Raw genomic sequence first — 21,180 nt, 5'->3', positions numbered from 1 at the left:
CCTTTGCCGCAGAGAACGTCACCGCCATAGGCAGGGGCGTTTTTTTTTGTCCTTTTCCCGGGAGGGCGCTTGGCGCGCAGGCACCGTCCAGCCGGCTATGGCGACTCCTTGCAGCAGCGTGGTCGTCATCGAGCGGTGGCTGGAACCGGCAGTTTCCCGGTCAGGGACCTGCAGGGCCAGGATCGGGCTGCCATAAGTTCTCCGCCTTGCCGGGCTCGCCGCCGTGGCGCTTCGGTCCGCGAGTACACCATCCTGACCGGAGAAAAGGAGGGCTTGCGAACAGCCTTGCGCTGGCTGGTTGAGACAGGATCTGCAGGGTTTGCAGACGCAGACGTGGGGAAAGTTGGTGAGGATGGCACGGGCTTGCAGCAGGAACAGAGCTGCCAAAACAAAAGGCGGCCCCCGAATCAGGGGCCGCCTTCTTTACGTCATTTAAATTTTCCTCTGTGAACGTCTGTGCCCCTCTGTGATGAGGGTTTTGGTTCTTAGCCGAGGATCTGCTTCAGGTCGCCCTCTGCGGTACCGATCGGGCCGATGTTGAAGTTCTCGACCAGGAAGTTGAGAACGTTCGGGGTGATGAAGGCCGGCAGGCTCGGTCCCAGCTTGATGTTCTTCACGCCCAGGTGCAGCAGGGTGAGGAGGATCGCCACCGCCTTCTGCTCGTACCAGGAGAGGATGAAGGAGAGCGGCAGCTCGTTGACGCCGCAGTTGAAGGCGCCGGCGAGGGCCACGGCGATCTGGATCGCGGAGTAGGCGTCGTTGCACTGGCCGATGTCCAGCAGGCGCGGGATGCCGCCGATGTCGCCGAAGTCGAGCTTGTTGAAGCGGTACTTGCCGCAGGCAAGGGTCAGGATCACGCAGTCGTTGGGGACCTGCTCGGCGAACTCGGTGTAGTAGTTACGGCCGCTCTTAGCACCGTCGCAGCCGCCGATGAGGAAGAAGTGACGGATCTGCCCCGCCTTGACCGCGTCGATGACCTTGTCTGCCACGCCGAGGACCGCGTTGTGCCCGAAGCCGGTGAGGATCTCCTTGCCCGGGTTCTCCTCGAAGCCGGGAAGTGCGAGCGCCTTCTCGATCACCGGGGTGAAGTCCATGCCGTTGATGTTCTTGACGTCCGGCCACTGTACCAGGCCCCAGGTGAAGAGGCGGTCCTTGTAGCTTTCGGCCGGGCGCTGGATGCAGTTGGTGTTGAAGATGATGGCGCCGGGGAAGTTGACGAACTCCTTCGCCTGATCCTGCCATGCACCGCCGAAGTTACCCGCCAGGTGAGCGTACTTCTTAAGGCCGGGGTAGCCGTGCGCCGGGAGCATCTCGCCGTGGGTGTAGATGTTGATCCCTTTCCCTTCGGTCTGCTTAAGGAGCTCTTCCAGCATGCGGAGGTCGTGGCCGGAGACGAGGATCGCCTTGCCAGCCTTGGTCCCCAACTGCACCGGGGTCGGAACCGGGTGGCCGAAGCTGTCGGTGTTTGCCTTGTCGAGGAGCTCCATGGTCACCAGGTTGATGCGGCCGCACTCCATGGCGAGCCCGACGAAGTCCATGAGCCCGAGGCTCTTGTCGAGTGTGGCGGCCAGCGCCTTGTGGGTGAAGGCGTAGATCTCGTCGTTTTCGCGGCCGATCACCAGCGCGTGGTGAGCGTAGGCGGCGTAACCTTTCATCCCGTAGGTGATGATTTCCTGGACCGATTTCACGTCCGCATCGATCGCGTCGGATTTGATCCCGTGTGCTGCGCCCAGTGCGACTAGCTCGGCGGTGGTGGTTGCGGTGAAGCCCTTGGCCGCTTCGGGGACCGCGCCGGCGTAGGCGCCGCCGTTGGCCTTTTCGAAGAGGGACTGAGCCTTCTCGCGCAGGGTCGTGCCCTTGCGCACCAGCTTCGCTACCTCTTCGGGGCTGAAGTCGACGTTGGTCACCGTGGTGAAGAGGCCGTCGATCATGAAGTGGTCGATCTCTGCGTCCTTGACCCCTTTAGCGCGGGCCTTGTCAGCCCAGAAGGCGATCCCTTTCATGGTGTAGACCAGCAGGTCCTGGAGCGCCGCGACGTCCGGCTGCTTGCCGCAGACGCCTACCTTCGAGCAACCACCGTTTGCAGCCTGTTCGCACTGAAAGCAGAACATGTTTTCCATCGTTTCCCCCTTTTTCTCATTGTTGTTGGTTGAGGTCGAAATTCCAAATAAGCTTTTGATCAAGTTCTTCATCCGTTCTCCCTGGGCGTATTATCTTCGGCCGTACCCCATGGGGGTAACGGGTGCCGTCGTTTGATGGAGCCACATTAACGGCAAACGTGGAGCGCGGCCTTGACCTAAGTCATAAAAAGAAGATTCTGGCTATCGGGATCTTTTTGGTCTTTTGAGGGGGAGGTGGTAAGGAGGAGAGGGGGGATGGAGGCAAATGGAGGTTTCCCGTGTTTGCCTGGCTGGAGCATGGCAAGGAGGAAGGTTGTGTCTTTCGAGGCCGGGATTTTTGCTCCCTCCCCCAGCGGGGGAGGGTAGGGGAGGATGGAAGCTGGAAGTGATGGTGCTTGGGCAGCGGGGGATGCTTCAGTGGACGATGCTTCCCACCATCGCGTGGTAGATGTCGGGGCGTACGATGAACTGCAGGCTCGAAGAGGTGGCGGTGCCGACCGATATTGCCTGTTCGCCGCCGATGGAGTTGTTGAGGTTGTAGATGGGGCGCAGGTTGAAACCCAGGCGCCCCAGGTCCGCTTCGAATACCGGCCCGTATTTGACGGCCAGCTCGGAGAGCCGGTCCCAGGTGCCCAGCATTTCAAGGGGTATGGCTACCCCGTTTGCTACACGTATTAAGTCCGCCATGGCTTGCTCCTTGTCGCTGATAGGGGACATATCGGCGCCAAGGTCCGGAACTTGAGAGCTCAGCTGCGCAGCGCGTCCAGGCTTGCCACGGCGTTCTTGGCGTTGCAGCTTCCTTCCGCGCAGAGCGTGAGCGCCTTCAAAAGGAAGAGCCCCAGGCAGAGAAGCCCCATGATCAACAGCACCACTCCCCCCCAGCCGTAGCGCGCCCAGAAGAGCCCGCCGACGGTGCCGGAGACGCTCGACCCCAAGTAGTAGAAGAAGAGGTAGAGAGAGGCGGCCTGCGCGCGGGCGCTTTTGGCCCTGCTCCCGACCCATGCCGAGGCGATGGTGTGGGCGCCGAAGAAGCCGCAGGTGAAAACGCCGATTCCCGCGACGATGGTGGGGACGTCCCCGGCAAGCGTGATCAGCGCACCGGCAACCATGGTGGCGATGGTGAGAAAGAGCATACGGCTTCTGCCGAAGCGCTCCACCTGCCCCCCGACCATGGACGAGCTGAAGGAGCCAAGCATGTAGACCAGGAAGACCAGGCTCACCAGCGACGGGCTCAGGTAATACGGGGAGCCCAGAAGCCTGAAGGTGATGTAGTTGTAGAGGGTGACGAAGCTCCCCATGATCAGAAAAGAGATGCCGTAGAGGCAGAGAAGCCCCGGGTCCTGCAACTGCTTGAAGAGCGAGGTGAAGAAGTAGCGGGCCGCGAAGGGCCTTTGCTTGAAGTTCTCGGAAGGGGGAAGCGACCTGGCGAAGTACAGGCTGAGCAGTAAGCAGGCGACACCGATCACCGCGAGCGCGGAGCGCCAGGAGACGAACTCGGTCATGGTGGCGGTGAAGATCCTCCCGGTCATGCCGCCGATGGCGTTGCCGCTTATGTAGAGGCCGATGGCCGAGGTAAGGGAAGCCGGGGCTATCTCCTCACTCAGGTAGGCCATCGCCACGGCGGGGAGCCCCGCCAGCACCATCCCCTGGACCAGCCGCACCGCGACCAGTTCGGGAAGCGTTGAGGTGCGCGAGGTGACGAAGGCCAGGATGGAAGTTGCGACCAGCGAGGCCACCATCACCTTCTTGCGCCCCATCGTTTCCGAGATGGTTCCGGCGAAGAGCATGGCGATGGCTAGAGCGCAGGTGGTTATCGAGAGCGGCAGGCTCCCCCAGGCGGCGGCGACCCCGAATTCCCTGGAGAATTCCGGCAAAAGGGGCTGCACGTCGTAGAGCGTGATGAAGGTGACGAAGCCGGCGATGAAGAAGGCGAGGTTGATCTGCCGGTATCTCTTGGTGCCGCTTTTTATCGATCCCATGGTTGCTGTACCTCTCTCATTGGAACGACTATATCGGTTGCTTCACAATAAGAAAAATATATAATATTTATCGTTTTGATAACCAAGGCTTATGGAGGTCGTGGTGGACGTCAGGCAATTGAGGTACTTCGTCGAGGTGGCCAGGGTGAAGAACTTCACCAAGGCGGCGGAGGCGCTGCACATAGCGCAGCCTGCCGTCAGCATGGCGGTGAAGAGGCTGGAACAGGAGCTGGAACTGGCGCTTTTCAACCGTAAGGACAAGAAGGTCTCGCTCACCGCGGAGGGGGAGATCTTCCTGCCACACGCCAGGCGCATCCTGGAAGACCTGAGGGCGGCCGAGCTGGAGATGGCGGAGCTTAAAGGGCTCAGCAAGGGTGAGGTGAGGATCGGCATCCCCCCGATGATCAGCGCCTATTTTTTCCCCGACATCATCCGGGACTTCAAGATCAGCTACCCGCAGCTGCGCCTCTCGGTACTGGGGGAGGGGGCCTGGCGCATCCAGAAGATGATCGGGCAGGGGGAGCTGGACATGGGGGTGGTGGCGGGGGGGAACTTCCCGGAAACGCTGGAGGTGCGCCGGTTCCTGCGGGAGGAGATCGTGATCTGCGTGCCGCCCGGTCACCCTTTCGCCGGGCGCCGTTCGGTGACCCTCGCCGAGTTCATCCGCGAGCCGCTGGTCTTCTACAAGGAGGGGTATTACATCAGGGAGTTCTTCCTGGAGGTGCTGAAGGGAGCCGGCAGCGCCCCCAACATCGTCTTCGAGACCAACCTCTTCTCGCTGGTGAAGTCGCTGGTGCGAAACGGCACCGGTATTTCGATCTTTCTGAGGATGGTTGTCGCGGCCGATACGGACCTGGTCGCAGTTCCCTTCGATCCCCCGCTGCACCTGGACCTCTTGATCGCCTGGAAGAAGGATACCTATCTCTCCCTGGCCAACCGTGCCTTCGTCGATTTTCTGCTGCAGCACGCGGCGGAGGAGTGGCGCAGCCAGGCGGAGCAAAAGTGAGGGCTAAAGCGGGTCCAGGATCTCCCTGAGCTTGGCGGCGATCTTATTAGGGGGGAGCACGAAGTCCACCGCGCCGGTCTCCGCGGCCGCCTTGGGCATGCCGTAGATGGTGGAGGATTGCTGGTCCTGCGCCATGGTGATCCCCCCGATCTCTTTGATGTGCCTGATCCCCGCGGCGCCGTCCCTTCCCATCCCGGTCAGGATGATTCCCACGAGCTTCCCCTTCAGCTGCCGGGTGAGCGACAGCATGGCGACATCGGCGGCCGGCTGGACGTAGTTTATGCGCGGTCCCTCGCAGAGCACGACCCGCTGGTTGCCGTCGAGCCTCAGGTGGAACCCGCCAGGGGCGAGGTAGACCCTGCCGCTTTGGAGGAACTCCTGGTCCTCGGCCAGGGCCACCGGCATGGAGGCGACGGCGTCGAGCCCCTGGGCTATCCGGTAGTCCATCTGCGGGGTGATGTGGAGCACCACGATGAAGGCGGCATCGAGCGCCGGCAGCTCCCGGAACAGGGCCTTGAGGGTCATGGGCCCCCCCGTGGAAACTCCGATGACCACGAGGTTTCTAGCGCTCATAATCCACCGGGGTGTTCAAAAGGGTCAGATAGTACTCCAGGGATTCGAGCAGTTGGTCCGGGCCGAAGGGCTTGGTCATGTAGTCCGACACGTATTCCTGCAGGCCGTCCATCTTGGAGTCCGGCTCCCCCATCCCGGTGAGCATCACGATGATGTTCCCGTCGTAAAGCCCACGGGCCACCATCTCCCTGATGGTGTCCCAGCCGTCCATGCCGGGCATCATGATGTCCATGAGGATGATCCCCTTGAACCCATCCTCCAGGTGCTTCAGGCATTCCTGCCCGCTGGCCGCAGTGGCCAGGTCGAGCTGCGCCGAACTGCATATTATCTCGACCGACGCCCTTACGTATTCGTTGTCGTCCACTATCATGATCCGATTGTTCATAAGCACCTTCCTTTATGCTGTGGCGGAGTTATCCGCCTGTCTTTGCCTCGCGGGGAGCTTTTTCCTATCAGCCTTGCCATCGCCTGGTGGTCCAGCGGCGCCTGCGCCGCCAAAAGGAGATCCGAGCCGAGCATCTCCCCGATCCTCGCCATGAACTGCTCCATGGTGAAGGGCTTGGCCAGGAAGATGGCGTCCTGCCGCTGGCTCTCGTTTAGCGGCAGCAGCCCGGCGCTGTAGCCGGAGATGTACAGTACAGGGAGCCCCGGGTAAGTTTCAAGCAGTTTCTCGTAGAGCTCGGGCCCGGTCATCTCCGGCATGACCACGTCGGTCGCCAGAAGGTCGACCCGCCGCTCTTCCCCGGCAAGCTCCAGGGCGCGCGACGGTGTCTCGGCCGCCAGCACCGCGTAGCCGAAGGAGGTGAGCAGTTCCTCGGCCACCTCGCGGATCATGGCGTTGTCCTCGACCAAAAGGATGGTCTTTCCCTTGCCGGCTGTGGGGGGGATGGCAATGCGCGGGGGAGGGACCATGATAGGGTCGACGCTGCTGGAACTCGCCGGGAGGTAGATGCTGAACCTGGTACCCTCTCCGGGGCGGCTCTTCACGTCGATGCAGCCTTCGTGGCGCTTGACGATGCCGTACACGGTGGCAAGCCCAAGCCCGGTGCCGCGGCCGGTCTCCTTGGTGGTGAAGAAAGGCTCGTACATGTGCTTGAGCGTCTCCTCCGCCATGCCGCAGCCGTCGTCCGAGAAGGCGAGCAGTATGTAGTGCCCGGGCTGGGCCACCGGGTGCTGCCGGTGGAATTCCTCGTCCAGGATCAGATGGCCGGTCTCGATGCAGATCGAGCCGGTCCCCTCGATGGCGTCCTGGGCGTTCAAGAGCAGGTTCAAAAGGACCTGCTCCAGCTGTCCCCGGTCCGCCTGCACCTTGGCGGCCCCCGGGGAGAGCCTCAGGTCGATGCAGACGTTGTCCCGGGCCGTGGCGCACAGGATGTCCCGGAAGGAGACGATCACCTCGTTCAGGTCCAAATGCTCGACGTGGAGCGCCTGCTTGCGCCCGAAGGAGAGGAGCTTCTGGGTAAGGTCGCTCGCCTTTTGCGCCGCCTGGCTCATGGCGTCCACCATGCGCGCCTGGGGACTCCCCGCGTCGCAGTGCTGCAGCAGCATGTCCGCGTAGACGATGATCGGCGTCAGCAGGTTGTTGAAGTCGTGCGCCACCCCCGCCGCCAGCTGCCCTACGGCCTCGATCTTCTGGCTGTGACGCAACTGCTCCTCCAGCACCCGCCGGCCGTCGTCGGCACGCACCCGCCCGATGGCGATCCCGGCCAGGTGCGCCGCCGCCTCCATGAGCCGGAGGTCGTCGCTGCCGGGGGTGCGGGGCTCGCGGTGGTAGACGGCCAGGGTCCCCAAGAGGATCCCGTTGGAGGCGAAGACCGGCTCGGACCAGCAGGCGGCCAGCCCGGCGTCCCGTGCGGGCTGGAACCCGTTCCAGTAAGGGTGCGTGGCGAGGTCCTCCACTACCACCCGTTGCCTCAGGAAAGCGGCGGTCCCGCAGGACCCCTTTCCTTTGCCGATCCTGAGACCGCAGACGGCCTGGTTGTAGGCCTCGGGGAGCGAGGGGGCGGCGCCGTGGCGCAGCCTGGTCCCGGATTCGTCCACCAGGAGCACCGAGCATAGGGACCCCGGTATTTCCTGCTCCACGTACCCCACCACGCACCCCAAAAGCACCTCGAGGGAGGCGTCGGTCGCTATCCGCTCCAGTGCCTTCAGGCGGTTGCGCTCCCTTTGCTCGTTGCGCCTTCTTTCGGTGATGTCCCGGGCGATGGCGAGGACCTGGGTGCGCCCCTCTCTTTCCAGCAGGCGGGAGTGGACCTCGACCGGGACGGCCGCCCCCGTCCTGGTGAGGTAGACGCTTTCGAAGGTCGCCTCTTCCGACTCCCTCAACCTGGCCACGATCTCCTCGAACCGGCAGGCGCATTCCGGCGGCTCGATCTCCTGCAGCCGCATCGAGGCAAGCTCGTCGCAGGCGTACCCCGTCAGCCGGCAGAGCGCCTGGTTGAAATGGAGCAGCCGCCCCTCCTCGTCAACCTGCAGGATGCTGTCGTTGGCCGCGTCGATCTGGGCCGCCTTTATCGCCAGTTCCGTCTTCTGCCCCTCCACCATGAGCTGCACCTGCTTCAACCTGTCCAGGTGCCGGAACAAAAGGGTCGTGAGGGTAACGATCAAAAGGCAGAGCACCAGCGTCAAAAGCGAATGCTGCAGCGAGACGCCGATCAGCAGATCCTTGCCGGTGCCGCCGCTGGCCGCGGCTGACATCTTCGGGGCGACGCCGAGGCCGGAGACGCACAAAACGGCGACGACGATGATGCCGACCGTGATGCCGATGCGAGCCTTGAGCTGGTCGATGGAAAGGCGGCTCATACTTGGGAACTCCCTGGTTGCTCGGGTTTCGCCTCTTCCGGCGCAGCGCCGGTGGCGTTCAGCGTGAAGAAGATGGTGGTGCCGAGCCCCTTCCCGGGGCTCTCGGCCCAGATCCGCCCGTCGTGGTTGGCGATGATCCGCTTGCAGATGGCAAGGCCCAGCCCCTGTGTGTTGACGTCGTGGCGGGCGACATCTGCCTTGAAGAACTCGTTGAATACCAGTGCCAGGTGCTGCTGGTCCAGCCCCTCGCCGTCGTCCTGGACCCAGACCTGCACCATCCCCTCCCTAAGGGCGGCTCCTAGCTTGATCTCCCCGTTCGTGGAGGCGTAGCGCGCGGCGTTTCCGAGCAGGTTTTTGAACAGCAGCGTGAGCTGCTCCGCGCTCCCAAGCACGCAGAGGTCGGCAGGGATCTCGTTGTTACAGGCGACGCCGCGCTGCATCAGGGAGTCCGCCACCTCCCCGAGCGCGTACTCCGCCGTGGCGGCGAGCCTCACCGGGATGAGCTGTGGGTGCCCGGACGAGATCCTGACCAGGTCCAGTGATTTTTCCGCCAACCCCTTGATCTGGTTCGCGCACTGCTGGCAGATCTCCAGCATCCTCTGCAGCCCCGGGTCGTCCACCTGCTTCTTGATCATGGGGAGCAGTGCGAACAGGGGGGTGAGCGGGGTGTTCAGGTCGTGGTTCAGCTGGATCATCAGCGACTCGACCATACGGGACTGGTGCATCTGCGCCGCGAGTCTACTGTTCTCCATTTCCGCCTCCTTGCGTTCGGTGATGTCCAGGATCACTCCGACCAGCCCGCCCGGCATCCCCTTTTCATCCCGGAAAGACGCCTTGTGGAAGAGGACGTCGCGCAGGGTGCCGTCGGCGTACCTGACCTGCGACTCGTAGATCTGCGTGCCCGAGCTCTCCATGATGGCCTGGTCCATTTTCTGGTACTGCTCCGCGAGCTCCCCGGGCCAAAGGTCGAAGACGCTCTTCCCCAGGAGTTCCTCGCGCGGGGCACCGACGTAATCCTGGAAGGCCTTGTTGCAGAGGTTGTAGCGTCCCTGGGCGTCCTTGGAGAAGATCGGGCTGGGGATGGTGTCCAAGAGCAGCTGCTGGAAGGCCAACTGCTGCTGCAACGCATTCTCGCTCCGCTTGCGGACCTGGACCAAAAGCACGGCCAGAAGGACGAAGAACATGCCCAGCATGACGCTGATGGCCCGGATCTTCAGGTTGATCCGGTCGTAGCTCGCCAGGTACTCGCTCTGCTTCACCCCGACGAAAAGGGCGCCGATGATCTTGCCGTGCATGTCCCTTATCGGGTCGTACGCAGTGAAATAGGGGGTGCCGAGGATGTCGGCCTCGCCGCGGTAGCGGGTCCCCTCACGGAAGATGGCCTGGTAGGCGGGGCCGATCATACGGGTCCCTATGGCGCGCGTGCCGTCGGATCGCATGATGTTTGTGGCGACCCGGACGTTCCCCATGAAAATGGTGGCCCTGCTCCCGGTTATAGCGAAGATGCGGTCCGGGATCTCGTTGTCGCCGTTCAGGACGTAATAGTCCCCCACGTAGAGCTTGCCGTCTTCGATGCGGAAGTTCCTGCCGCGGCGCGCCATCTGCTCCCACATGGCGGACATGCTGCTCTCCTGCTGCCGGGTGGCCTGGCGCACGGCCTCTTCCCTGATCTGCCCGAGCATGAGGTGGCTTGCCGCCATCATCACCAGCGCGATGCTCACCGCACTGAAAAGGACGACAACGGAAATTTTGCTTGCCGGTAATCTCACATGTTCCCTCTGCCCAACCGGGCTTCACTTCCGATGCCGCCTCATGCTGCGGGTCATTTGCTGCTACACCCTGAAACTTCTCCTGCCGTGCGAGGCGAGCCAGCCGAGCAGGCGCCCCGCGATGTCGCCAAGCGGCACCACCTCGTCGACGCCGCCGCGGGCTATCGCCTCCCTGGGCATGCCGAACACGACGCAGCTCTCCTCGTCCTGGGCGATGGTCCTCGCCCCCGCCGCGTGCATCTCCAGCATACCGGCGGCGCCGTCGTCTCCCATGCCGGTCATGATGATGCCGAGGCTGTTGGCGGCGGCGCAGTTGGCCGCGGAGCGGAATAAGACGTCCACCGAGGGGCGGTGCCGGGATACCGGGGGGCCGTCCCCGAGCGCCACGGTGTAGTTCGCGCCACTTCTGGCCAGCATCAGGTGACGGTTGCCGGGCGCTATGTAGGCGTGGCCCGGCAGCACCCGCTCCCCGTGCTCCGCCTCCTTGACCGCCAGCTGGCAGAGGCCGTTCAGGCGCGCTGCGAAGGTCCTGGTGAAGGTCTCCGGCATGTGCTGGGTGACCAGTATCCCCGGGCAGTCGGGGGGGAGCGCCGCGAGGAAGGTTTTCAGCGCCTCGGTCCCGCCGGTGGAGGCCCCGACCGCGATCACCTTCTCCGTGGAGGAGAAGTGGTCCCGGCGGCTGGGGAGGACCGCATCAGCCGAGAGCTTCTCCTGTACCGGGGAGAGCTGCGCTTGCCTGGCCACCTTGTTCCTGCGCCCGGAGAGGTAGGCGCAGCGGATCTTTTCGGTGAGATCCCCCGCGTACTCCATGATGCCGCTGCGGATGTCGATCTTCGGCTTGGTCACGAAATCGAAAGCTCCCATCTCCAGCGCCTTCAGCGTCACAGCCGAGCTCTTCTCGGTGAGAGAGGAGACCATCACCACCGGCATGGGGCGCAGACGCATCAGCTTCTCCAGGAAGGCGAGCCCGTCCATCTTGGGCATCTCCACGTCCAGGGTGAGCACGTCAGGGTTCAGCTCCTTGATCCGCTGCCTGGCCGCCAGCGGGTCGGGCGCCGTGCCCACCACCTGCAGGTCGGGCTGGGCGTCGATGATCTCGGTGAGCAGCGAGCGTATCAGGGCGGAATCGTCTACTATGAGAACCTTTATTGCCATCTATCCTCTTGCGGCGGGAAGGTCCCGCATCCTTTTCACCCACGCCTTCCCGGTCCGGGGGAAGAAGACCAGCTTGCGCGGGCAGCACTCCCCCAGGTCAGACGCGACCACCGGGATACCCTCCTGCCTCAGGTACTCCAGCGCGAAGGAGGCGTTGCTCGCGCCGATGTCGGTCGCCATCGCCATCACCCGCCCGGCCCCGAACACCTTCGCCGCGAGGCGCGACCGGTGCGTCCCCAGCTGCTCCAGCTGCTGCAAGAGGAGCCTCATGGCGCAGCTTCCGTAGCGGGCGCAGCAGTTGCTGCTGCATGCGCGGGAGCAGGGGGCGGCGCTTCTTCCCTGCAAAAGCTCCGGGAGCATGAAGTGGTTCATCCCTCCCACCCCGCGCTCGACGTCGTAGAGGCAGACCGAGACGCAGGAGCCGAGCACGGTGGTTATGGCGACGGAGTCGGCCGTGGCGAAGCACTCGCCGGCGACGATCTTTACGGCGACCGTGCCGAATTCCGGTTCGAAATAACTGCTCCTGCCGGTGTGCCGCTCAGCTGCCAGCATCGCTTCTCCCTTCATCCCCTAAGCGCGTAAGCCGTGGTGCCGCAGAGCCTGAACAGCTCCTGGGTGTGATGGAAACTTTCCGAGTGCCCGACGAAGAGCAGCCCGTCGGGGTTCAGCACCCGCGCGATCTTGTTGAGGATCGCGTGCTGGGTCTCCCTGTCGAAGTAGATCATGACGTTGCGGCAGAAGACGAAGTCGAACTTTCCGTACACTGGCCACTTATCGTCCAGAAGGTTCAATCGCTTAAAGAAAACCGCCTGCCGCAGCTCGTCCTTCACGCGGGCGAACCCGTCGTTTTTTCCCTCCCCCCTGAGGAAGAAGCGCTTGCGCAGGTGCAGCGGCACCTTGGCAAGCTGGTCCATGGGGTAGACCCCCTGCCTCGCCTTGGAAAGAACCGCGGTGTCGATGTCGGTCGCGAGGATCTCGAGCCCCGACGGGTCGTCGAGCGTTTCCAGCGCCGTCATGGCGATAGAGTACGGTTCCTCGCCGCTGGAGGAGGCGCAGCTCCAGATGGAGACTGGGCGGCCGCGGCGCTTTTGCAGGCGCTCCGCCAGCATCCGGAAGTGGTGCGGCTCCCGGAAGAACGAGGTCATGTTGGTGGTGAGGGCGTTGATGAACGCCTCCGACTCCTCCTCGTCCCCCATCTCCACCAACCTCAGGTACTGCGCGAAGGAATCGAGCCCGCGCACGCGCAGCCTGCGCGCCAGGCGGCTGTAGACCATGTCGAACTTCCCCGGCGCCAGCGAGATCCCGGCCATGCGGTAGATGAGCCCGCGCACGCGGGCGAAGTCGTCGCCGGTAAGCTCGTAGTGGAACGCGTCCGGGAGGGAGGCGAACCCCCCTCCCGACAAGCGCCGCTCCACGCTATGTTCACGCTGCGGTCTCAGAATTCCTTCCAGTCATCGTCGAGCTCGGCCGCTTCTGCCGCTGCCGCAGCCGCCTTGACCGGACGCTGTTCCCTCGGCTTCACCCCCGCCGCGGTGAGCGCCCTTCCTTTTTTCTCGGGGGCCTTCTGCCTTTGCGCGGAGCCCTGAGCGGACTTTCGCTCCGCGGGAGCCTGTGCTTTAGGCGAGCTTTCCAGGGTGAAGCGGGCCACCACCTGCACCAGCTGCTGGGCCTGCTCTTCAAGCGATTCCGCCGCGGCCGCGGCCTCCTCCACCAGGGCCGCGTTCTGCTGGGTCACGTCGTCCATCTGGGTGATCGCCGTGTTCACCTGCTCGATGCCGCTTGACTGCTCCAGTGACGCCGCCGAGATCTCCGCCATGATGTCGGTCACCCTCTTGATGCTGGTGACGATGTCCTGGGTGGTGCGCCCGGCTTCCTCGACCAGGCGGCTGCCGTCCTCAACCTTGCCGACCGAGTCCTCGATCAGGGCCTTGATCTCCTTGGCCGCCGCGGCGCTTCTCTGCGCGAGACTCCTCACCTCTGCCGCGACCACGGCGAAGCCTCTCCCCTGTTCGCCTGCGCGCGCCGCCTCGACCGCGGCGTTCAAAGCGAGGATGTTGGTCTGGAAGGCGATGCCATCGATGACCCCGATGATGTCGGAGATCTTCTTGGAGCTGTCGGTGATCGACTCCATGGTGGTCACCACGCGGTTGATCACCTCGCCCCCCTTGACCGCCACGCCGCTGGCGTTGATGGCGAGTTGGTTCGCGGCCTGGGCGTTGTCGGCGTTCTGCTTCACCGTGGAGGTGAGCTCCTCCATGCTGGAGGCGGTCTCCTCCAGGGCGCTTGCCTGCTCCTCGGTCCGCTGCGAGAGGTCGGCGTTTCCTGCCGCTATCTCCTCGGTCGCCGTGGCGATCGATTCGGCGCCGTTTCTCACCTCCCCGACGATCCGGGCGAGCCCCTCGTTCATCTCTGAGAGCGAGGTCAAAAGCTCCCCGGTCTCATCCTTGCTCTTGACCTCGATGTGGGCGGTGAGATCCCCCGAGGCGATCCGCTTGGAAGCGGCGATGGCCAGGTCCAGCGCCTCCTTGATCTTCCTCGCCACGAACCAGGCGAAGGCGAAGATCAAAACGGAGAGCCCGAAGGTCGCGCCGATGATCTGCCACTTCATCTTGTTCATCTCGGCGGTGACGTTGTCGACGTAGATGCCGCTTCCCACGATCCAGCCCCACTCCTTCATCAGCATCACGTAGGAGATCTTCGGGACCGGGACCGTGGAGCCCGGCTTGGCCCACATGTAGTCCACCACCCCTTCGCCCTTCTCCTTGCAGACGTTGACGAACTCGACGTAGAGCTTCTTGCCGTTGGGGTCCTTGTTGTCGTACTGGGTCTTGCCGATCATCTCCGGCCTGATGGGGTGCATCAGCACCTTGGTGTCGAGGTCGTTGACCCAGAAGTACTCGTTCCCCTGGTAGCGCATCTCGCCGATCTGCTTCAGAGCGTCGGCCTGGGCCTGCTCCAGGGTCTTCGCCCCCGCCTTGTAGGCGTTGTAGTTGTTGGTCAGGACGTCGTAGGCCACGTCCACTACTGCCTTGGTTGCGTCGATTTTCTCCGCCATCAGCTTGTTCTGCACGAAGGGGAGCACGTAGAACATCACCCCCAGCACCATCATCACGATGGTCGCCACGGAGATGCTGAGGATCTTGGTCAATATTTTCCAGTCTTTGAATGCCGTTGTCTTCATATGTTCACCACCTCTTTTTGAGTGTTTTCCGCGCTTTGTTCCACGATCTGCAGCTCCTCGCTGCCGATCAGCTTCTCGATGTCCACCAGGATCAGCATCTCGTCGTTCAATGTCCCAAGCCCCGTGATGTAGCGGGTGTCGAGGGCGGCGCCGAGTTCCGGCGGCGGCTTGATGCTTTGCGCCGGGAGCGCCACCACGTCGGAGACGCCGTCCACCACGATCCCCACCACCTTGCCCAGCACGTTGATGATGATCACCACGGTGAACTCGTGGTAGGTGGCCTCTCCCACGTTGAACTTGATGCGCAGGTCCACGATCGGCACGATCACCCCGCGCAGGTTGATCACCCCCTTGATGAAGGAAGGGGTGTTGGCGATCCGGGTGACGCAGTCGTACCCCCTGATCTCCTGGACCTTCAGGATGTCGATCCCGTAGCTCTCGCTTCCCAGGGTGAAGGTGAGGTACTCCGACGACCCCTCCAACCGTGTCTCCTGCTCGACGCTGCCGTGAGCTGTCTGCATGTTTTTCCTGCCTCCTTTCTCCTAGGACTTCTTGTGCATCTGGAACAATTCGGTCAGGTCCAGGATCAGCGCCACGCGCCCGTCCCCTAAGATGGTCGCCCCCGCGCTCCCCTCGACCCGCCTGAAATTGGTTTCTATGCTCTTCACCACCACCTGCTGCTCGTCCAGAAGCCGGTCCACGAGGATTGCTCCCCGCTCTCCGTCCCCTTCGACCAGCACCAGTATTCCGCGCTCGGGCTCCTGCACCTCCGGTTCCAGGTTGAACAGCCGGTGCAGCCTGATGATGGGGAGGTATTCGCCCCGCACCTGGACCACCTGCCTGCCGTTCACCGTTTTTAACTGGTCGGGCTTTGGCTGCAGCGATTCAATCACCACGTTGATGGGGATGATGAATTTCTCCCCCCCCACCGCGACGGTGAGCCCTTCCAGTATGGCGAGGGTGAGCGGGAGGCTTATGGTGAAGCGCGCCCCCGCCCCGGCCTCGGAGGCGATCTGGACCCGCCCCCCGATCGACTGCACGTTCTTCAGCACCACGTCCATCCCGACGCCGCGCCCGGAAAGGTCGGTCACTTCCTCGGCGGTGGAGAAGCCCGGGGCGAAGATGAGCTGCCACACCTCGTCGTCGTGCATGGAGTCGGAGCAGGGGATCCCCCGTTCCTGCGCCTTGGCGAGGATGCGGCCGCGGTTCAGCCCCGCGCCGTCGTCGATCACGTCGACGACGATCCTTCCACCCACCTGAGAGGCTCTAAGCTGCAGGGTCCCGGTCGGCTCCTTTCCGGCGGCAAGGCGCGCTTGCGGCGTCTCCAGGCCGTGGTCCAGCGCGTTTCTCACCAGGTGGGTGAGCGGGTCGGCGATCTTCTCGATCAGCCCCCGGTCCAGCTCGGTCCCCTCGCCGGTGGTCTTGAACTCGACCTGCTTGCCGAGTTTCGCGGCCAGTTCGCGCACCAGCCGGGGGAAGCGGCTGAAGACCACGCTGATGGGGACGAGCCGTATCGACATCACGCTCCCCTGCAGGTCGCGGGTGTTCCGCTCCAGTTGCGCCAGCCCCCTCTGCAGCGCCTGGTGCAGCATCGGGTCGAGCCCGACCGCTATCTGCGCCAGCATGGCCTGCGTGATCAGGAGCTCCCCCACCTGGTTGATCAGCTGGTCAACCTTCCCCACGTTCACCCGGATCGAGGACTCGGTTTCGGTTCCGCGCCGTCCGAAGGCGCCGGGGGCCATCTCGTTGCTGTCGTAGGCTCGCCTGCCCGGGGGGGCGGGGGCGACGGTCCCGGGAGCGTCCTCCTTTGCGTCCTCCCCGCGCCGCTCCTGCCAGGGGAGCTCCTCGATCTGCAGTTGCTCCTCCTCGGCGACGAACATGAAGGCCTCGACGAGCTTCTCTCTCCCCGCCTGCGAAACGAGGGTGAACTCCCAGTGCGTGACGCAGCGCATCGGGTCGAGATCTTCCAGCTCCGGTGTCTCGGCCAAGAAGGCGCGGCAGTGGAATTCGCCAGCCAGGGCGAGTTCAGAGAGCTCGGAGACGATGCTCTCCATGCGGATGCCGCGGTGGAAGATCTCCGGGTCCGGGGAAAAGGTGAGCCGGTAGCGGACGGGGAGGGGGGAAGCATCCTGCGCCCGCGCCGTTTCCGTCGGGGCTTGGCGGACGTCGCCGCCTTTCGATGCCGGCGCCGCCAGTTGCTGCAGCTTGGCCCGCACCTGGTCGATCGCCTCCTGGGATACCGGCTTTCCTTCCCGGTGCCCGGCAAGCTGCATCGATATGACGTCGCCGGCTTCCAGGAACAGGTCGATCATCTCCGGCCGGAAGGGGATCTCGTGGTTTCTCAAGAGGTCGAGCAGCGACTCCATGACGTGGGTCACCACGGTCATGTCCTCGAAGCCGAAGATCCCGGCCCCCCCCTTGATGGAGTGGGCGGCGCGGAAGATGGCGTTCAACTGCTCGTGGTCGGGCTCGCGGTCCCCCAAAGCGATGAGGATCTGCTCCATCTCGGCCAGGTTCTCGGCGCATTCCTCGAAGAAGACCTGGTTGAAGCGTTTGAGATCGATACTGTCGTTTCCACCTGTTGGAGTGGTCATGCTGGATTCCTTGCCTGCTTCGTCGTCTAAACCGGGAGTCCCCGAGGTTCGTTGGTTAAAGGGAGGGCAAAACAGAGAACGTTTCTGAAAAGCCAAGAAGGGATATTTCGGCTGCGACTTCCGGTCCCAGACAGACGGCGGGCATGATGCCGTGCCGCCTGAGATGCTCCAGGAACAGGGCCAGCAGCTGGCAGCCGCAGGCGTCGATGTGGTCCACCTGGCGGAGGTCCAGTTCGACGGTTTCAAATTTCTGCTCGACAAGCTCGTTCAGCCGGCAAACGAGCGCCTGGTGGAGCGCCAAGGCCTCCTCCCGGGAACAGGCCCCCTTGAACGTGACATGACTGTCATTAACAAATACTATTTCGCTCGATTCCATTGATCTCCACTGGACTTACGAACACATGATTATTGTTGCCGTTTTGTATTCCATATATACAACCGTTGTTTTATATTTTCTTCTTCGGCAAGCGAGGCGAGAACTTTAATGGGTTTTCGTTTTCTCCTATCCGTTGTGCAACGGTCGACGGGGCGCCCTGGACAGCAGTCTCAGGGTCGATAAATCCGTGGAAAACATATGGGAATGGGGGGGCTGAAGGGGGGCGAAGCGCGCTCAACCCGCGCGCGAACGGGAGAAGACAGTGGGGGTGCCTGGGGGACCGCTGGGACGAAACACGAAGGACACGGGAGGTGGGGATGCGCAGGAGAAGGCGGTGGGACTGCCTGGGGGAAGGAGGGGCGGCGCCGGGCAAAACCCCGGCGCCGGTTACCTGCGTGGCGGCCGGTCAGGGGGTGAGCGAACCGGAACGAAGCTTTTCCAGCGGAATCAATCCGTCCTGTTGCCGGCCGACGCTGAGCCGGATCTTGACCAGGTCGCCCAGCATCTGCAGCGAGTCCAGCGCGGGGTTCACTTTCGAGGCGGCGCAGTTTTTCCACTGGATCGGGACCTCGGCGACGCTGTAGCCGTGGCGCCTGGCCAGGGCCAGGATCTCCACGTCGTAGGCGAAGCGGTCGATGCGCGCCTGTCCGAAGAGCTTGCGTGCGACCTCCCCATGGAAGAGCTTGAAACCGCACTGGGTGTCGCTGAATTCGTCAGTGACGAGGAGTCGGACCGCCTTGTTGAAAAGCCGTCCCATGCCGCGGCGCCAGGGGGGCTGGGCCTGCACCACCTCGCTTTGCGGCAGGGCGCGGGAGCCGATGGCGATCTGGTGGCTGCGCGCGGCGAGGAGCTTTTTCAGGGTCTCCAGTTCCTCGATCGGGGTGGAAAGGTCTGCGTCGCTCACCAGCACCAGCTTCCCCCGGGACGCCTGCACCCCCTGCCTGAGGGCGTATCCCTTGCCGCGGTTTTTGGGGTAACTGATCAGTCTGAGCCCCGGCATCCGCTGGGCCATCTCCCGCACCAGCGAAGCGGTGGCGTCGGTGCTGCCGTCGTCGACCACCACCACCTCCGCCTCATGTTGCTTCTCGGCGAGGTAGGCCTGGATCTTTCCAAGCGATGCCGGCAGTCTCTGTTCTTCGTTGTAGGCGGCGATGACAATGCTCGTTTCCGGAAGCATGGCAACCTCCTTCAAGGAGGCGAAGATCCGCGACTACTGGGGGAGATGTCCGGACTCCGCGCGGCGTCCGCTGCTTCTGGAGCGGCTTTATCCCTACATCTTCAAAAACCCGGGCCGCGGCCGCAGCTTCCTGCAGGGCTTCTTCGCTGTATCCCGGGAGCAGATGCAGGAGCCCTTTTTCTCCCATGCGGTCCGCTGGCACGCCGGAGAGCGCAACCTCGGTTTCCTGGCGCCGGAGTGCCTGGCCCTCCTGTCGCAATACCGGCCGCTGGAGGAACTCGCCCGGTGGCTCCCGGAGAGTTTCCTGCGCCGGGACCTCTTGTCCCGGGCCCAGGTGCTGGAGATGGAGATCTTCCTCTCCAATTTCCTGCTCTCCTCGCAGGGGGACCGGGTAGCCATGGCCCACTCCGTCGAGATGCGTCACCCATTTCTGGATTACCGGGTGGTCGATTTCGCCTTCCGCCTTCCGGCCAAATGGAAGGTGCGGGGGCTCAATGAGAAGTTCCTTTTGAGGCACGCCTTCCGGGGGATGCTGCCGGAGGCGATCGCCAGAAGGGGGAAGCACCCCTACCGGGCTCCGATCAGCGAACTGTTCCGGGGGGGCGCGCCCCCCGATTACGTGGACGAGTCGCTTTCGGAGCGAAGCCTCAAGGAAAACGGTTATTTCAACGTCGACAAGATCCGCCGCCTCTATGCCAAGGTCAAGGGGGCTCCCCCCGGTACCGTCGGCGAGTTCGAGAACATGGCGCTCATCGGCGCACTCTCAACGCAGATACTGCACCGGCAGTTCATCGCCGGTGCATCGTTGCGGCGCAGTCCGGTTGTGGAGCCGGACCTGGTGCGGTACGGACGCATCTGAAAAAGGAGTCAGGTATGGAGCCTGCGGTACACAACCTATTGGAAAACAGCGCGAGGATCCGTCCGGACAAGGTGGCCCTGGTGCAGGGCGATCTGCGCGTCACCTACCGCCAGGTAAACAGCCGCGCCAACCGGGTTGCCGGTTGGCTCATCGACGAGGGTGTCCTTGCCGGCGAGCGGGTAGTCATGCTGCTTAGAAACGGCATCGAGTACCTGGCGAGCTACTACGGCATCCTCAAGGCGGGGGCGGTCGCGGTCCCTTTGAACTGCGAGCTGCGCCCGGAGGGGCTCGGCGAACTCCTGGCTGAACTGCACCCCGCAGCCGTGATCTGCGGCAGCGAAGGGGAGCAGCTTCTGCATAGCATCGACAGCGACACCTTCGGGGCCCGGCTCCTGCTGATCAAGGACCCGAGCCGCTCCTTTTCACACCGGAGCGCCAGGGTCTTTGCCTGGGACGAGGTCGTGCACGACGCCGAGCTTGCCGACCACGGCCTGGCCACCAACGCCCCCACCCTCGCCAGCATCGTCTACACCTCCGGGTCTACCGGCACCCCAAAGGGGGTGATGCTCTCCCACCGCAATATCGTCAGCAACACCTGCTCCATCATCCAGTACCTCGGCTTGAACGAGAACGACGTCCAGATGGTGGTGCTCCCCTTTTTCTACGTGATGGGTAAATCCCTTCTGAACACGCACGTGGCGGTAGGGGGGACCGTGGTCGTCAACAACGAATTTGCCTACAGTGCGCCGGTGATACGGCAGATGGCGCGGGAGGGGGTGACCGGGTTTTCAGGGGTCCCCTCGACCTACGCCTATCTGCTGCATCGGTCGCCGCTGGCGGCTTTCCGGGACAAGCTCCCTGCACTGCGCTACTGCACCCAGGCCGGAGGGCACATGGCGCGTGAGATCAAGCAGAGGCTCCTGGAGACCCTCCCGCCGCACACAAGGCTCTACATCATGTACGGAGCCACCGAGGCCGCGGCCCGGCTCACTTATGTGGAGCCGGAACTGCTGGTGGAGAAGATCGATTCCATCGGCAGGGCCATACCGGGAGTGACCGTCCGGGTTCTTGACGAAAGAGGGGAGGACGTAGCCGAGGGTGAGGTCGGCGAACTGGTGGCCTCGGGACCTAACATCATGCTGGGGTACTGGAACGACCCCACGGCCACCGAGAAGGTCCTCGACGGCAACGGCTACCACACCGGCGACATGGGGTACCGCGACGCGGACGGCTACCTCTACGTCACCGGCAGGAAGGACCATCTGCTCAAGGTGGGAGGGCACCGCCTGGACCCCCAGGAGATCGAGGACGCGCTGATGGCGACCGGCGAACTCCTGGAGGTGGCGGTGCTGGGCGTGGATGATCACCTTTTGGGGAAAAGGCTGGTGGCGGTCGCGGTGCCGCTCCAGGAGAACCCAAGCGACAAACTGCTCCTCTCCCGCTGTCTGGCGAGGCTCCCCAGGCACAAGATCCCCTCCGAGGTCAGGTTCGTCGCCGCTTTGCCCAAATACCCCAGCGGCAAGATAGACCGCACAGCCTGCCTGGAGGCTCCACCCCTGGACGTCCCGAAGCTTTAGGGATGCTGGGGA

At 63.5% G+C, this 21,180-nt stretch carries 18 protein-coding genes; 3 read left to right on the top strand and 15 right to left on the bottom strand.

The genetic code is table 11. The features are described from left to right. Window positions 1–485: 485 nt before the first annotated feature. The 3 genes from hcp to GEOBRER4_RS15755 all read right to left on the bottom strand — a co-directional run bounded on the left by hcp (window position 486) and on the right by GEOBRER4_RS15755 (window position 4,099). On the bottom strand, window positions 486–2,120 hold the full coding sequence (hcp, locus tag GEOBRER4_RS15765; protein WP_318842561.1) for a hydroxylamine reductase: 1,635 nt from the start codon (window positions 2,118–2,120) through the stop codon (window positions 486–488). Window positions 2,121–2,534: 414 nt separating this feature from the next. Continuing rightward, window positions 2,535–2,807, bottom strand: coding sequence for a hypothetical protein (locus GEOBRER4_RS15760; RefSeq protein ID WP_085811658.1), 273 nt, complete (start codon window positions 2,805–2,807; stop codon window positions 2,535–2,537). A gap of 59 nt (window positions 2,808–2,866) precedes the next feature. Continuing rightward, window positions 2,867–4,099 carry an MFS transporter gene (locus tag GEOBRER4_RS15755; RefSeq protein ID WP_185243113.1) on the bottom strand — a complete coding sequence of 411 codons (1,233 nt, stop codon included), beginning with the start codon at window positions 4,097–4,099 and terminating at the stop codon, window positions 2,867–2,869. Between the two features lie 103 nt (window positions 4,100–4,202). On the opposite strand from GEOBRER4_RS15755, the gene GEOBRER4_RS15750 reads away from it, so the two are divergent. After that, on the top strand, window positions 4,203–5,105 hold the full coding sequence (locus GEOBRER4_RS15750) for a LysR family transcriptional regulator (RefSeq protein ID WP_185243112.1): 903 nt from the start codon (window positions 4,203–4,205) through the stop codon (window positions 5,103–5,105). Window positions 5,106–5,108: 3 nt separating this feature from the next. Here the strand turns inward: GEOBRER4_RS15750 and GEOBRER4_RS15745 are convergent, their stop codons facing one another. The 12 genes from GEOBRER4_RS15745 to GEOBRER4_RS15690 all read right to left on the bottom strand — a co-directional run bounded on the left by GEOBRER4_RS15745 (window position 5,109) and on the right by GEOBRER4_RS15690 (window position 18,732). After that, window positions 5,109–5,678 (bottom strand): CheB methylesterase domain-containing protein, encoded by a 570-nt coding sequence (locus GEOBRER4_RS15745; protein WP_185243111.1) that lies wholly within the window; start codon window positions 5,676–5,678, stop codon window positions 5,109–5,111. Further along, window positions 5,668–6,063: a response regulator gene (locus tag GEOBRER4_RS15740; protein WP_185243110.1), complete on the bottom strand. Its 396-nt coding sequence runs from the start codon at window positions 6,061–6,063 to the stop codon at window positions 5,668–5,670. The genes GEOBRER4_RS15745 and GEOBRER4_RS15740 overlap by 11 nt, the downstream gene beginning before the upstream one ends. Beyond that, window positions 6,060–8,480, bottom strand: a complete 2,421-nt coding sequence (locus tag GEOBRER4_RS15735) for an ATP-binding protein (protein WP_185243109.1) — start codon at window positions 8,478–8,480, stop codon at window positions 6,060–6,062. Before GEOBRER4_RS15735 ends, GEOBRER4_RS15740 begins: the two co-directional genes overlap by 4 nt. After that, window positions 8,477–10,249 (bottom strand): cache domain-containing protein, encoded by a 1,773-nt coding sequence (locus GEOBRER4_RS15730; RefSeq protein ID WP_185243108.1) that lies wholly within the window; start codon window positions 10,247–10,249, stop codon window positions 8,477–8,479. Before GEOBRER4_RS15730 ends, GEOBRER4_RS15735 begins: the two co-directional genes overlap by 4 nt. 63 nt (window positions 10,250–10,312) lie before the next feature. After that, on the bottom strand, window positions 10,313–11,404 hold the full coding sequence (locus GEOBRER4_RS15725) for a protein-glutamate methylesterase/protein-glutamine glutaminase (RefSeq protein ID WP_185243107.1): 1,092 nt from the start codon (window positions 11,402–11,404) through the stop codon (window positions 10,313–10,315). Then, window positions 11,405–11,956 carry a histidine kinase gene (locus tag GEOBRER4_RS15720; protein WP_085811667.1) on the bottom strand — a complete coding sequence of 184 codons (552 nt, stop codon included), beginning with the start codon at window positions 11,954–11,956 and terminating at the stop codon, window positions 11,405–11,407. Window positions 11,957–11,967: 11 nt separating this feature from the next. After that, complete coding sequence (locus tag GEOBRER4_RS15715; protein ID WP_226377810.1) at window positions 11,968–12,807, bottom strand: CheR family methyltransferase; 840 nt, start codon at window positions 12,805–12,807, stop codon at window positions 11,968–11,970. Window positions 12,808–12,839: 32 nt separating this feature from the next. Continuing rightward, window positions 12,840–14,585, bottom strand: a complete 1,746-nt coding sequence (locus GEOBRER4_RS15710; protein ID WP_185243105.1) for a methyl-accepting chemotaxis protein — start codon at window positions 14,583–14,585, stop codon at window positions 12,840–12,842. Continuing rightward, window positions 14,582–15,106, bottom strand: a complete 525-nt coding sequence (locus GEOBRER4_RS15705) for a chemotaxis protein CheW (protein ID WP_185243104.1) — start codon at window positions 15,104–15,106, stop codon at window positions 14,582–14,584. Before GEOBRER4_RS15705 ends, GEOBRER4_RS15710 begins: the two co-directional genes overlap by 4 nt. Window positions 15,107–15,127: 21 nt before the next feature. Next, window positions 15,128–17,179 carry a chemotaxis protein CheA gene (locus tag GEOBRER4_RS15700; protein WP_185243103.1) on the bottom strand — a complete coding sequence of 684 codons (2,052 nt, stop codon included), beginning with the start codon at window positions 17,177–17,179 and terminating at the stop codon, window positions 15,128–15,130. Between the two features lie 55 nt (window positions 17,180–17,234). Then, window positions 17,235–17,480 (bottom strand): STAS domain-containing protein, encoded by a 246-nt coding sequence (locus GEOBRER4_RS15695; RefSeq protein ID WP_226377809.1) that lies wholly within the window; start codon window positions 17,478–17,480, stop codon window positions 17,235–17,237. Between the two features lie 481 nt (window positions 17,481–17,961). Then, window positions 17,962–18,732 (bottom strand): dolichyl-phosphate beta-glucosyltransferase, encoded by a 771-nt coding sequence (locus tag GEOBRER4_RS15690; protein WP_185243101.1) that lies wholly within the window; start codon window positions 18,730–18,732, stop codon window positions 17,962–17,964. On the opposite strand from GEOBRER4_RS15690, the gene GEOBRER4_RS15685 reads away from it, so the two are divergent. Continuing rightward, complete coding sequence (locus tag GEOBRER4_RS15685) at window positions 18,713–19,591, top strand: asparagine synthase-related protein (protein WP_226377808.1); 879 nt, start codon at window positions 18,713–18,715, stop codon at window positions 19,589–19,591. The genes GEOBRER4_RS15690 and GEOBRER4_RS15685 overlap by 20 nt on opposite strands. A 14-nt stretch (window positions 19,592–19,605) precedes the next feature. Continuing rightward, window positions 19,606–21,168: a class I adenylate-forming enzyme family protein gene (locus GEOBRER4_RS15680; RefSeq protein WP_185243100.1), complete on the top strand. Its 1,563-nt coding sequence runs from the start codon at window positions 19,606–19,608 to the stop codon at window positions 21,166–21,168. Window positions 21,169–21,180: the final 12 nt, after the last annotated feature.

It is taken from the genome of Citrifermentans bremense, from assembly GCF_014218275.1.
Lineage (GTDB): Bacteria > Desulfobacterota > Desulfuromonadia > Geobacterales > Geobacteraceae > Geomonas > Geomonas pelophila.
The sequence above is the reverse complement of the archived record's forward strand: the minus strand, read 5'-3'. Positions and strand labels throughout refer to the sequence as shown.